The sequence below is a fragment of the Mesorhizobium sp. IMUNJ 23232 genome, from assembly GCF_044326205.1.
GTDB lineage: Bacteria > Pseudomonadota > Alphaproteobacteria > Rhizobiales > Rhizobiaceae > Kumtagia.
In genome coordinates this window covers 1-13,634 of the sequence record NZ_JBIRCY010000005.1, presented here as the reverse complement: position 1 = coordinate 13,634, position 13,634 = coordinate 1, and the positions used below count along the sequence as shown (strand labels likewise).

Below are 13,634 nucleotides of genomic sequence, written 5' to 3'. Positions count from 1 at the left end.
CTCAATACTCGCGCTCGAAGAAGATGCCGCCCTTGGCCTCCCCGTCCTCATGGGCTTCGCCCCTGAGCTTCACGCCGCGCCCGACGTCGAGATCGATAGCCGCCTTGCTGGAGCCGGCCTTATCGCCGGCCTCGATCGTCAAATAAGTCTTGTCGTTCAGGTATTTGCCGACTGAAACCGCCGTACTGCCGTCCGCGTTGGACTTGACGTCGAGATCGTCGACGCCGAGTTTTTCGCGCAGTGAACTCAAGAGCCCGGTCGTCCCGCCGGCACCCGCCAGTTCGGCGGCGGCCTCTGCCAGCCGCGCGATCTGCAACGGCGACAGGTTCCCCATCGCCTGCCCGAAGATAAGCCGCGCCAGCACCTCGTCCTCGGGCAGCGCTGGCACCGAGGTGAAGCTGAATTTCGGATTGTTGGCCGGCCCGGTGACGGCGACCGTGATCGTGGCATCGCTGGCACTGGATTCCGCCGCCATGTCGAGCGTCGGCACCAGCGACCCGGTGAAGCCGAGATTGCCGCGCGTAAACGTCAGCCGCCGGCCGAGCAGCGACAGCCGGCCCCGGCGCATGGTGAATTGCCCGGTAGCGCGCGGCGCCGACACCGGCCCGACCAGTTTCAGCGACCCGCCAAGCTCGGCGTCAAGGCCCCTGCCCTGCACGAAGATGCGCTGCGGCGCGTTGATCGTCAGGTCGAGCGCCAGCCCGCCCGAACCGCCGCCGCCGCTTGCCTGCGGCGGAAACAATGCCTGGTCCTGCCTCCGCACCGCCGCCGGCGCGTTCCTGTGTTGGACGTCGAGCGCCGTCAGCGAACTGGGCAGTCGTTGCGGAATCGAGATGACCGTACGCGACAGGTTGACGGTTCCCCCGATCACCGGCGCCGACGCCAGTGGCCCTTTCACTGTCAGGTCGCCGGACGCCGTCGTGGTCACCACCTCGCCGTCCGTATAACGGGCGTCGGTAAGCTTCACGGCGATGTCGCCCGGAAAGCCCCGCGCCGGATCGATGCCGACCGTGCCGGATGCCGATACCGAGCCGCCGCTCGACAATTTGCCGCTGGCCCGGCTGATCGTCGCCCGCCCGCCTCCGAGCGCGATGTCGGCGGCGATCTCGTTGACCGCGATGCCCGTCTTGGCGTCGACGAGGCGCGCGCCGGAGGTGCGCACGCTGCCGCCGATCACCGGGGCCGTGGCCGCGCCGGTCACCGTCATGTTGACGTTGGCCGTACCCGTCAAGGAAAGCCCCTGCGCCGCAAGCTTTTCCGCCAGGAAACCGAACGGCACGCCGCCGTCGAACTTCAGGTCGAGCCGTGGCGGGGCGCCCATCGCCACCGTACCGCCACCCTTCAGCGCCAGCCCGGACCCCTCGCTCATATTCGCCTGGAAGGTCAGCCGCTGCGACGCGAAATTGCCTGTTGAGCGGATGGTCATCCCGCCAAGCCCGGCGCCACGCGTCTGCGACGTTTGCGCACCCGTCCAGTCCAGCGTGTAGGCGACGGCCGGATTTGCCGCGGCGCCCGTCGCCTTGACGGTGCCGGAGATCGTCCCGCCGGTATCAAGCCCCGGCGCGAAGGCGTTGACGACCGAGGCCGGCAGCCTGGCGATCGCCACGTTCACGTCGAGCACCGAGCCAGCGCTGCCCGATACGGTCACCGAACCGCCGCCGACGTTCAGCGCCAGATTGCCGAGCTTGGTCTGGCCGCCGGCGATGCTGATCGTCGAAGCGCGTGCAAGCGCGGCCTTGATGCCGCGCATCGTCGCCTCGGCCGAGGCAAGCTCGACGGTGGTGGTGCCGTTCTCGACCTTGACGCGGCCGGCAGCCTTCAGCGGAATGTCGTTGACGGACGCGCCGCCGGAAAACCGCGTCCACGCCTCCTCGCGCGAAAGCTTCAGGTCGATGCCGCGCACCGCCGTCGTGCCGGCCCGCACCTCCTGCGCCTTCACCGTTCCCGAAACCCCGGGCGAAACCATGTAGTCAGTGATCAGCGCATCGACCGCAACCGCGCGCACCACGATGTCACCGCGCGTGATCGAATCGGACTTCAGCGACACCGTCGCCTGCGCCGCCTGTCCCTGCCGAGTGAAATTGGCCTTGCCCTTGACGCTGCCTTCAACCGTCTCCAGCGCCAGTGCCGCCAGCGGGCCGATATCCGGCAGGTCGAAATCGATAGAGCCGTCGGGGACAAAATTCTGGTCGAGCGTCAGCGCGCCCACGATGCGGTTCTTGCCAAGCGACAGATTGAGGTCGCTCACCTCGCTCCGCCCGCCCGTCGACTTCAGCACGGCCTTGCCATCCAGCGTCTCGCCGGCCACGCGGCCGGTAAGCGTAACATTGGCCTGCGGGTTGGCGAGGTCTGCCCTCGCCGAGGCATTCAGCGCCAGCTTCTCGATGTCCCGGTCCGCAACCGTCATCTTGTCGCTGGTCACCGCCAGCGTCACGTCCGGCGTGGCCAGCGCTCCCTTGGCGGTGGCCGAGAAGGCCACGGCGCCCCGCGCCTGTTGGGCCAGCGGCGAGATGTCGGCAAGCGCGCCCTTCACGTTGGCGTCGATCTGGCCATTGCTCAGCTTGATGATGCCGCTGCCGGTCACGCCGCCAGACTGCAACGCCAGTGAATTGGCCGACACATTGCCTTCCGTGTCGCGCTCCAGATCAGTCGACAGCGTCAGTTTTGGCCCGAGCACAGGCCGCACCGCCGCCGGCAGAGCGGCAGTCACAACGTCGGCTTTCAGCTTCAGCGTAATCGACCCGTCCTTGAGCGACACTTTTCCGCCGAAACCGCCGTCGATCGCATCGCTGCGCAGGATGCCGTTGGTCACCGTCAGTGCATCGGTTTCCAGCAGCCCTTCCATCTGGGCCTTGACCTCGCCGGCAACCAGCGGCGCAACGGTCGGATTGTCGATCACCAGCCGCACAGCGCTCGCCGCTCCCGTGAACGCCCCGGCGCGCGCCGCGATGTTGAACTTGTCGGAACGCAGCGTGATGCCGAGGTCGACCAGTTGCACATCATTGGTCGCGACCTTCGAGAGGTTTGCGCCGATGTCCAGCTTCGGCTCGGCTAGCGGTCCGGAAACCCGCGCCGTCGCCGAGCCGATGGTTATGTCGATCGGCGCCTCGTCGGTGCCGAAGGACAAAGGCAGTCCGCTCTGCCCCGCGCCGACTTGGACGGACATATCAACCGAACCCGAGGGATCGTAGGTGCCCTTGGCCTTGGCCGTCAGCGCACCATTGGAAACATCTGCATGGTCGATGCTGATCGGGCCGGTTTTCGGCAGCAGCGCCGCCACGTCGAAATTCGTCTTGCCGCCGAGGAACTGCCGCGCTCGCTCCGGTACGAAACGCGAAAACTCGCCGTCGCCCTTGGCCTCGATCTGGCTACCCGCGTCGGTCATGCGGTGCGCCACGGTGAAACTGGTCACCGGCTTGCCTTCCATCGATACCGTACCGTCGCCGGAGATCACCGCCATGGTGCCGTTGACCGACATGCGAATGTCGGCGGCGGGCTGGCCAGGCATCACGTCGGCCAGCGTCGCGCCGATCGTGCCGGCTATGGCCGGCGCCTTGAGGTAGTCGGCGACCAGCGCATCGATAGCGATATTGGTCACGCTGACCGCCTCGCGCTTGATCGAATCCGACGCCAGCGTCACCTTCACCTGCGGCACACCGCCGTCTTCAGCAAAGATCGCGCTGCCCTTCGCCGCGCCCTCGACCGTTTGCCCGGCAAGCGCCGCCAGCCGCGCCAGTTCCGGCAGGTCAAAATCGACGGTGCCCGCCGGCACGAACTTGTCGTCCAGCGAAAGTTTGCCGGAAATCTTGTTGGGGCCGAGCGAAAAATCGAGGTCGCGGACTTCGCGCTTGCCATCGGTCGTGGCGACCACCGCCTTGCCGTCAATCGCCTCGCCCTGGAAGCTGCCCTTCAGCGTCACCGACGCCTGCGGCGCGGCGAGGTCGACGGTTCCTGACGCGCGAAGGTCCAGATCGTCGATGGCGCGGTCGCCGAAACCCAGCCTTTCGCTGGTGACGTTGGCCTCGACTTCAGGCGCGGCCAACGGGCCTTTGGCCCTGGCCGACACGACGATGGCGCCCGATGCCTGCGGTGCCAACGGCGAAATATCAGCCAGAGCCCCCTTGAGATCCGCGTTGATAACGCCCTCGCTAAGTCGCGCCGAGCCGCTGGCGGTCAGACCGCCGGATTGCACGGATAGCGCGTTCGCCGAAACGTTACCCGAAGTGTCGCGCTCGATATCGGCCGCCAACGCAACCTTGTCGCCAAGCATCGGCCGGGCGCCGGGCGGCAGCGCGGCCGATACCACATCCGCGCCGAGCTTGAGCGTGATCGAGCCGTCCTTGAGCGAAACATCGCCGGCGAAATTGCCGTCGATCGCGTCGCTGCGCAGCGTCCCCGTGCTGATCTTCAGCGCGTCGGTGGCGAGCGTCCCTTCCAGTCCGGCGCGAATCTCGCCCGCTACCAGCGGCGCGACGGTCGGGTTGTCGATGGTCAGGCTCGCCGCCGTCGCAGCACCGGTGACCGGCCCTGAGCGGGCGGCAATATCGAACTCGTCGGAATGCAGCGTGATGCCGAGATCGGCCAGCCTGACGTCATTCGTGGAAACCGACGGCAGCTTTGCCGAGATGTCGAGGCCAGGTTTGCGCCCGTCGCCGAGCGCCCGCACCGTCGCCGAACCGATCACGATGTCGATCGGGCTTTGCTCGGTGCCGAAGGACAGCGGTACGCCGCCTTTCTTGGCTGCAAGCTCCATCGCGATGTCGGTCAGGCCAGCGGGGTCATACGACCCGGTTGCCGTGACGCCCAGCGCTCCGCTGTCGATGCGGGCGCGCGCGATCTCGACGCCACCCTTTTTTGTGAGCGTGCCTGCGAGGTCAAAATCCGCCTTGCCTGCCAGCAGCGGCCGGAACCGTTCCGGCAGGAAACGATCGAACACGCCGTCGCCCTTGGCTTCGACCACATTGCCGGCGTCGGTCTGCCTGTGCGTGGCCGAAACCGTGGTGATCAGGTTTCCGTCGACCGCGAAGGTGCCATTGCCCTTCCAGTTGGCGAGTGGCCCCGAACCGGTGACGATAATGTCGACCGCCGGTTTTCCCGGCAGGCCGAGCAGGTTCGCCAAAATGCCGCCGGAGGGCTCGGATGCCTTCAGGTCGATGTCGAGCTTGTTGTCGCGCGGCGCAAAATCGATCGCCGCCAGCACCTCGCCGGCCGTGCCGTCGGTGCGCGATACCGTCAGGTCCGCATTGACTGTCAGCGGCGAGGCCTGCGCCATCGCCTTGCCCTTGGCCGCGATGCTCGCCACCTGCCCCCCGGTCACCGGTTGGCCGAGCGCGATATCGGGGAAATCCAGCGCGCCGATCGACACGTCAACCGGCAGCGAGCCGGAGCCACTTTTGGCCGGTGGCTTGGAAGACGGTTTCGGCAGCCGAGCAAATTCGACACGTTCGGCTGCAACCCTCTCGGCGTCGAACTTCAGCCACAGCAGCGAAATCGGCGACCAGTCGACCTCAATGCCGCGCACGGCCAGCCAGGGGCCTTCGGAATCCTCCAGCACAAGCTGGTTGAGCGAGAAATTACCCGACCAGATGCCGTCAATGCCAGCGATCCGCACCTTCCGGTCGGGGCTCGACGCAAAATCCGAGATCATCGAGGCAAGGTTCTCCCGGCCCTTACCGGTCAGCGTCAGCACCGCCAGCGCACCGACCACGAAGGCCAGCACGATCAGCACCGTATATTTGAGAATCCTGAGAAATCTTCGGACCCAGATCATCCCAACGCCCTCAGAACGACTGACCGATGCCGGCATAGATGCCGAAGCTCGGATCGTGGGAGTCGGGGTTCAGCGGCACGGCCGCGTCGACGCGTAACGGCCCGAACGGCGTCATGTACCTTATGCCGATGCCGGCGCCGACCTTGACGTCGGCAAAATCCGGGAACGACTCCAGCGACACCGTCCCCGCATCGACGAAAGGCACGATGCCGAAAGTGTCGTTGACCGCGTAGCGCACTTCCACCGAGCCTTCCGCCAGCGACAGGCCGCCGGTCGGCTCGTCGTCCTTTCTGGGGCCGATGCCCTGATAGGCGTAACCGCGTACCGAGCCGCCGCCGCCCGCATAGAAGCGGCGGTCGGCCGGCACCTCCTCGACGCTGGCACCGACGATGGAGCCCAGCACCGCGCGGCCGGCGATCACGATCCTGCCTTGGGAATCGAGTGCCTGATAGGCCGAGCCCTCGCCCTTCAGCTTCACGAAGGCGACGCTGTTCAAAAGGTCGTAGGCCGGCTCGACATAACCCACGGCGCGAAAACCCTTGGTCGGGTTCAGCTTGTTGTCGCGGTTATCGAAAGCATATTGCAGCGGCGTCGAGACGATCAGGTAGTCGTGGTCGGTCACGAAGACGTCGGTGATGCGCGAGAATTCGACGTCCAGCTCCGCCGACACGCTCTGCGTCTTGCTGAGCTGGTAGGCGAGGCCGACGCTGCCTTCGACGGAGAACCGGTCGTAGGCATCCGGATGTTCGAAGACGCTTTTCAGGCTCGCGAAGAACTTCGATGCCGGGCCGATGACCCCGGGCTTCTCGAACATGATGCCGGCATTGTAGTTCAACGCCGTGAACTCGTTGCTGCCGATGCCGCTGATCGAGCCCTCGATGCGCAGTTTCTCGGCATGTCCGAACAGGTTGCGGTGGCCCCAATAACCTTCCAGCCCGATTCCCTCGGTGTTGGAATAGGTGGCGCCGACACCGTAGTAACGCAACTTGCGCTCGGTCACCGTCACGTTGATCGGAATCCTGCCATTGGCATCCAGCGCGTCGGCTTCGGCAACCGCGACGCTGTTGAACACCCCCAACCCGGTCAGCCGGTCGCGCGCCTCGTCCAGATCCTCCGGCGAATAGGGTTTTCCGGGCTCCAGTCCGGCCATATAGGCGGTGAAGTCATTGTCCATGGTCTCGGTGCCGTCGACCGTCGTCGGCCCGAACCCGGCGACCGGCCCGGCCGCAACGGCCAGCGAAACGTCGACGGTCCCGGTCCTGTGGTCGGCAATCACTTCCCGTCCTGTCACTTTGGCCAGCGGCCGGCCTTCCGCCTTCAGCCTCCTCACCACGTCCGATTCGGCCTTGAGTATCTTGGTCGACCCGGCATCGCCGCCAGGCGTCAACCCGAACTCCGCCGGCGACAAACCCGCCGCATCCCCTTTCAACTGCACATCGCCCAGCACGAAGGCCTGACCAGCCTCGACGCTGATCGTCACCGGCACCGGCCCCGCGCCAAACTCGGCGTCCGGCGGCAGCGTGTCGATCGACTTGCCGGCGATCAATATGTCGACGACGCCGTCATAACGCGCCGCCTCGTAGAGCGCCGCAACCAGCCGCTCGCGGTCGCCGCGCGCCTTGGTCAGCAGGCCGAGCGAGCCCGATACCGGGCGGTCCTCGTCGGCGACCAGCGACGAGGCGTCACTGATCTTCTTCTTCAGATCGTCGTTGCCCGGCACTTCCACCGTCACCGTGTAGTGCAGCGGATCAGCGATGTCGGCGTCTTCCTCGTTTTCCTTCTCGAAGAACTTGTAGCCGAAGATCTGGAAGGCGGCGGCGCGTGGCGGCAGCGCGACAAGCGCGGTGGTGCACAACAGTCCGGAAAGGGCAACGCGCGCGATCCTGACGGTCGCGGTCTCGCCCCTCCAACGCTGCGGTTGCCGCTTCATCATTAACGCAAACTTACTCCAGGGGCTAATTTTGAACGGGCGATATGAACCGTTCGTAAAGGGGCCACAATCGCGCTGTCAGAAATCGTTGGGCAATTCATGATGATACGTGTTCAACTTGCCCCCATGGGTGCCGTAACACGTATGAGAACGATGGCCAACCGTTGATGGGTACGCGGTGGCCGCCGAATTGGTGAGGATGAGCCTTGGGGTGGCATAAATACCTCTCGGCGATGATGCTTTAGGGGGAGTTGCTATGCGAGCGATTCGCATTCTGTCGGCCCTGTTCCTGATGATGGCAGCCTGGTCGGCGCCGGCGCTTGCCGCCGAGGCGCGGGCGATCGAGACCACGCAGAACAGCGACTATTTCGGCTTCGACCTGCGCTCCGAGCAGAACCTGTCGCTCGACCAGTGCAAGACCACCTGTCTCGGCGACACGCAATGCCGCGCCTTCACCTACAACACCAAGGCGAAATGGTGCTTCCTCAAGTCGGATTTCGCGACGCTGAAGACCTTCAACGGCGCGGTCGCGGGCAAGGTCGTCACCATCGATGGAGAGCCCGACATCGGCGCGCCGCCGCAGATGTCCTTCTTCCCGTCCTGGATGGCCGACGAGGCCTGGCAGTACCGCGCTGCCCTGACGGCGACGCCGCCCAGCCCGACCGACGGGCTCGTCAATCTAACCGAAGGCGCCGAGCAGGCGCTGCTCACCGACGATGCGCGCGGCGCGGTTACAAAATACACCGCCGCGATCCGCATCGCGCCCGACGACGGCAAATTGTGGCTCGGCCTGTCGCGCGCCCTGCTCGCCGTTCAGGGCGCCAACGGTTCGGAAAGCGCGACGCTCAACCGCGACGCCGCATCCGCCGCCTGGAATGCCTACCAGCTCGTGCGCACCGGCCCCGGCCGCGCCGACGTACTGGCCACGATTGCCGCCGGCCTCGACCGCCGCAACCTCTTCCGCCCGTCGCTGCAGGCCTATGAAGCTAGCCTCGCGCTGGTCAATTCGGCATCCATCCGCGCCGAATACGAAGACCTGAAAGCCCGGAAAGGCTTCCGCGTCGTCGAGCACACGATCGACGCAGACACGCCCTCGCCGCGCCTCTGCGTCCAGTTCTCCGAGGAACTGGTCAAGACGGGCGTCGACTACGCGCCCTTCGTCACCGTCGACGGCGCAGCCCCCAAGGCCGTTGAGGCCAAGGACGAGCAGCTCTGCGTCGAGGGCCTGGAACACGGCCACCACTACAACATCACCATCCGCTCCGGCCTGCCCGCCGCGATCGGCGAGGTCATCTCCGCCCCCGTCGCCCTGTCGATCTATATCCAGGACCGCGGCGCTTCCGTACGCTTCACCGGCGACAGTTTTGTCCTGCCCGCCACCGCACGGCGCGGCATCCCGGTCGTCACCGTCAACATGACCGTCGCTGACATGAAGCTGTTCCGCATCGGCGACCGCTCACTGGCGCAGTTGCTTTCAGGCTATCAGTTCCTCAAGCAGCTCGATTCCTATGACATCGAGAACATCGCCGACCAGATGGGCGCGCCCGTCTGGGAGGGCAAGCTCGACATCGCCAACGAGATCAACAAGGACGTCACCACCTCCTTCCCGGTCGACGAGGCGCTCCCCAACCGCCAGCCCGGCGTCTACGTGCTCACCGCCCAGCCTGAGAACGACAAGAGCGACGAGTGGTCGTCGCGCGCCACGCAGTGGTTCGTTGTCTCCGACATCGGCCTTTCCACCTACACCGGCCAGGACGGGCTCAACGTCTTCGCCCGCTCGCTCGGCTCCGCCAAAGCCATGGCCAATGTCGACCTGACGCTGCTCGCCAAGAACAACGAGATCCTCGGCACCGCCAGGACCGACGCCGAAGGCCGCGCCACCTTCAACCCCGGACTTACTCGCGGCACGGGCGGCATGGTTCCGGCAGTGCTGATGGCCAATGCCGAGGGCAAGGATTTCGTCTTCCTGGACATGACCCGCGCCGGCTTCGACCTTTCCGACCGCGGCGTCACCGGCCGCGCCTCGCCAGGCGCGCTTGACGTCTATGCCTGGACCGAGCGCGGCATCTACCGCGTCGGCGAGACCGTGCATGTCGCCGCGCTCGCCCGCGACGACGCGGCGCGCGCCGTGGAAAAGCTGCCGCTCACCTTCGTCTTCGCGCGCCCCGACGGCGTCGAGGACCGGCGCCTTGTCAGCGATGGCGCATCCGCCGGCGGCCACGCCGTCGACCTGCTGCTGTCGCCCAACGCCATGCGCGGCACCTGGACGCTGTCGATCTACACCGATCCCAAGCAGCCCGCCGTCGCCAGCCAGAGTTTTCTGGTCGAGGATTTCGTTCCCGACCGCATCGAATTCACCATGACCAGCGACAAGGAGGAGGTCGGCGTCGGCGAGCCCGCCAACATCACCGTCGACGGCCGCTTCCTCTATGGCGCGCCGGCTGCCGGCCTGGCGCTCGAAGGCGAAATGACGGTCGACACCACCCGCGAGTGGGACGACTTCCCGAACTTCCAGTTCGGCCTTGCCGACGAGCAGGAAGGTGACGCCACCCGCATCCCGCTCACCGACCTGCCGCTCGTCGGCGACGACGGCAAGGCGACGTTCCCCGTCCAAGTCGACGCCCTGCCCTCCACCACGCGGCTGCTCACCGCCGCCGTCACCGTGCGCATGCGTGAGAGCGGCGGCCGCGCCGTGGAAGAATCGATCGACCTCGGTATCAGGGGCCAGGCCGACGTCATCGGCATCCGCCCGGATTTCTCCGGCGGCGAGGTGCCGGAAGGCGGCACGGCGAAGTTCACCGTCATCGCCGTCGATCCCGACGGCAACCGCAAGCCGATGCCCGGTGCGCAGTGGTCGCTGGTCAAGGTCGAGCGCGACTACCAGTGGTACAGCACCGGCAATTCCTGGAACTACGAGGCGGTCACCCAGACCCGCGCCGTCTCCAACGGCACGCTCGACATCAATGCCGACGGCACAGCCAGCGTCACCATGCCGGTCGACTGGGGCCGCTACCGTCTCGAAGTCGCGACCGCCGATCCGGAAGGCCCGGCTACCAGCGTCGAATTCGACGCCGGCTGGTACGTCTCGGCGACCTCCACCGAGACGCCGGACGGACTGGAGATCGCGCTGGACAAGGAGCATTACGCTCCCGGCGAGGTCGCCAAGCTGCAAATCTCGCCGCGCTTTGCCGGCGAGTTGCTGGTTACCGTCGGCGCCGACCGGCTGCTCTCCACCTACACCGCCACGGTTCCCGCCGGCGGCGCCACCATCGACATCCCGGTCTCCGCCGACTGGGGCGCCGGCGCCTATGTCACGGCGACCCTGTTCCGTCCTGGCGACGCCCAGCAATCGCGCATGCCCGGGCGCGCCATCGGCCTGAAATGGCTGACCGTCGACCCCGGCGCGCGCAAGCTGGCGGTCTCCTTGTCGCCGGTCCAGAAAACCGAGCCGCGCCAGCCGCTGACCATCCCCGTGCAGGTCACCGGCCTGCCCGCCGCCACCGACGCCTATGTCACCATCGCCGCCGTCGATGTCGGCATCCTCAACCTGACCGACTACAAGGCGCCCGATCCGGAAGCCTGGTATTACGGCCAGCGCCGCCTTGGCCTCGAACTGCGCGACCTCTACGGCCGCCTGATCGACGGCTCGCTCGGCGCCACGGGGCGGCTGCGCACCGGCGGCGACGGCGGCGGTCTCACCGCGCAGGGCAACCCGCCGAAGGAGAAGCTCGTCGCCTTCTTCTCCGGGCCGGTGAAGCTGGACGCCGACGGCAAGGCGACCGTCGACTTCGACATCCCGCAGTTCAACGGCGCGGTCCGCATCATGGCCGTCGCCTGGACCAAGGAAGCCGTCGGCCACGCCCAGACCGACGTGATCGTGCGCGATCCGGTGGTCATCACCGCCGGCCTGCCACGTTTCATGGCGCCGGGCGATTCCGCCGTCATGCGCCTCGACATCGCCAACACCGACGGCCCCGACGGCGACTACAAATTCGCCATCGAGACCACCGGCGACCTGTCGACCGGCAGCGCGGCACTTCCCGACCACGTCACGCTGACATCAGGAAAACGCCAGTCGATCACCGTGCCGCTGATTGCCCAGACGGCGGGCGACGCCAGCCTGACCATCCGCCTCGCCCATGAGAACGGGCCGGCGGTCGAGCAGACCCTGTACATTCCGGTTCGCCCCGCCGTCCTGCCGGTCACCAACCGGCTGGTCGTCGATCTTGGCCCGAACGGCAAGAGCGTTCGCATCGACCGCGAACTTCTGGCCGACAGCGTGCTGCCCGGCGCCTATGTCAGCGTCGGCGTCTCGCCGTCCGCCGCCTTCGACGTGCCGTCGCTGCTCTTGGCGCTCGACCGCTACCCCTATGGCTGCGCCGAGCAGACCACCAGCCGCGCCCTGCCCCTGCTTTATGTCAGCGAGCTTTCGGCCGGCGCCGGCTTGGCTGACGAGCCCGAACTGCGCGGCCGCATCCAGGACGCGATCTACCGCGTGCTCAACTATCAATCCTCGTCGGGCAGTTTCGGCCTGTGGGGACCCGGCTCGGGAGACCTTTGGCTCGACTCCTACGTCTCCGACTTCCTGACGCGGGCCCGCGAGCTCAACTACGATGTGCCGCGCCAGGCCATGCTGCAGGCGATCAACAATCTGCAGAACTCGCTCTCCTACGACCTCGACATCGAGGACCGCGGCAGCGAGATCGCCTATGCTCTCTATGTGCTCGCGCGCAACAAGAAGGCGTCGGTCGGCGACCTGCGCTATTACGCCGACACCAAGCTGGAAGCTTTTTCCAGCCCGATGGCGGTGGCCCAGCTCGCCGCCAGCCTCGCGCTCTACGGTGACACCCAGCGCAGCGAGGCGACCTTCCAGGCCGCGCTCCAGCTTGCCAAGCAGAACCCCGAGCACGACTGGTACCGCTCGGATTACGGCTCGCGCCTGCGCGACGGCGCCGCCATGCTGGCGCTCGCCGCCGAAAGCAAACCGATGCCGTCGGTCGTTCCCGAACTGATCAAGCTGGTCGGCGCGGAACGCAAGGCAAGGCGCTGGACCAGCACGCAGGACGACGCCTGGATGCTGCTCGCGGCGCGTGCGCTGCGCACCAATGCCGCCGACATGAAGCTGACGGTCAACGGAACAGAGCATACCGGGCTCTATTCCCAGCGCTTCGACGGCAGTGACATCGTCGACAGTCCGCTTGTCATCGCCAACGCCGGCTCCAGCGCCGTGCAGGCGGTGGTGACCGCGGTCGCCGCCCCGTCGCAGCCGCTCCCGGCCGGCGGAGACGGCTTTGCCATTGAGCGTACCTACTACACGCTGGACGGCAAGGAGGCGAATGTCACTCAGGTCAATCAGAACGAGCGCTATGTCGTGGTTCTCAAGGTCACCGAGCAGAACTCCTGGCCGTCACGCGTGCTGGTCAGCGATTTGCTGCCGGCCGGCTTCGAGATCGACAATCCCGGCCTCGTCAACAGCGCCAGCCTGTCCAGCTTCCCGTGGCTGGAACAGACCGAAGCCGCACACCTCGAATTCCGCAACGACCGTTTCGTCGCGGCCTTCGACCGCAACGGCGACAGCGGCCGGCAGGTCACGCTGGCCTATGTCGTGCGCGCTGTAACGCCCGGCGTCTACGCCCATCCGGCGGCGAGCGTGGAGGACATGTACCGCCCGCAATTCTCGGCCCGCACCTCGACGGGGATGATGGAGGTCAAGGCGCCGTGATCAGCCTCCGGGGACAGTTTACTTTTTTCCGCAGAAGAGCGAATGCGCTTCAAGGCTCGCGCTGGCGGAAAGAAAGTAAACTGTCCCCTGGTATTCACCTACATCTCTCCGCGCCGCCCCTCATCCCCCTGCCGGGACCTTCTCCCCGTGAAGGACGGGGAGAAGGAGGAAGCGGCAAGGGCGCGGCCAGCCCCCTTCTCCCCGTCCTTCAC

At 66.5% G+C, this 13,634-nt stretch carries 3 protein-coding genes; 1 reads left to right on the top strand and 2 read right to left on the bottom strand.

Translation table 11 applies throughout. From position 1 onward, the window contains the following. Window position 1 precedes the first annotated feature (1 nt). Window positions 2–5,770, bottom strand: coding sequence for a translocation/assembly module TamB domain-containing protein (locus ACH196_RS04880; protein ID WP_396645403.1), 5,769 nt, complete (start codon window positions 5,768–5,770; stop codon window positions 2–4). A gap of 10 nt (window positions 5,771–5,780) precedes the next feature. Beyond that, on the bottom strand, window positions 5,781–7,703 hold the full coding sequence (locus ACH196_RS04875; RefSeq protein ID WP_396645401.1) for an autotransporter assembly complex family protein: 1,923 nt from the start codon (window positions 7,701–7,703) through the stop codon (window positions 5,781–5,783). Window positions 7,704–7,956: 253 nt separating this feature from the next. On the opposite strand from ACH196_RS04875, the gene ACH196_RS04870 reads away from it, so the two are divergent. Continuing rightward, window positions 7,957–13,422: an MG2 domain-containing protein gene (locus ACH196_RS04870; RefSeq protein ID WP_396645399.1), complete on the top strand. Its 5,466-nt coding sequence runs from the start codon at window positions 7,957–7,959 to the stop codon at window positions 13,420–13,422. Window positions 13,423–13,634 lie beyond the last annotated feature (212 nt).